We start from the raw sequence: 390 nt of genomic DNA on the forward strand, positions 1-390 counted from the left end.
CCAGGAAGCGCAGGACGTGATCGATCCGCTGCGCGAGCGCTATCCGGACCGCTCGGACGTGACGATCCAGGCGGGCCGCGTGGCGCAGTCGCGTGGCGATTACAACGATGCCGCCAGCCTCTATCGCAGCTCGCTCGTGCAGGAACAGGCGGAAGGCGAACAGGCCGGTCCGGACGGTCTGACCTCGGGCGCGCGTGCGCTGCAAGGTCTCGACGACCGCCGTCAGGGGCAGATCGCGACCGAGTGGTATCAGTCGAATCTGTCGGGCGACCCGGGCATCTCGGAGCTGCACGCCACCGAAGTGCCGCTCTACGTGCGGATTCCGAACGGTTATTCGGGCCATTATTTCTTCCACGCCGACACGGTCTACCTGAACGCGGGCACGCTGCC

1 pseudogene is annotated in these 390 nt (G+C 66.7%); it reads left to right on the plus strand.

Features of this window, described 5'->3' with window-relative positions:
* Window positions 1-390 (plus strand): annotated as a pseudogene (locus SB772_RS39300) (cellulose synthase); the annotation flags it as partial.

The sequence above is a fragment of the Paraburkholderia sp. SIMBA_030 genome, from assembly GCF_046535245.1.
Lineage (GTDB): Bacteria > Pseudomonadota > Gammaproteobacteria > Burkholderiales > Burkholderiaceae > Paraburkholderia.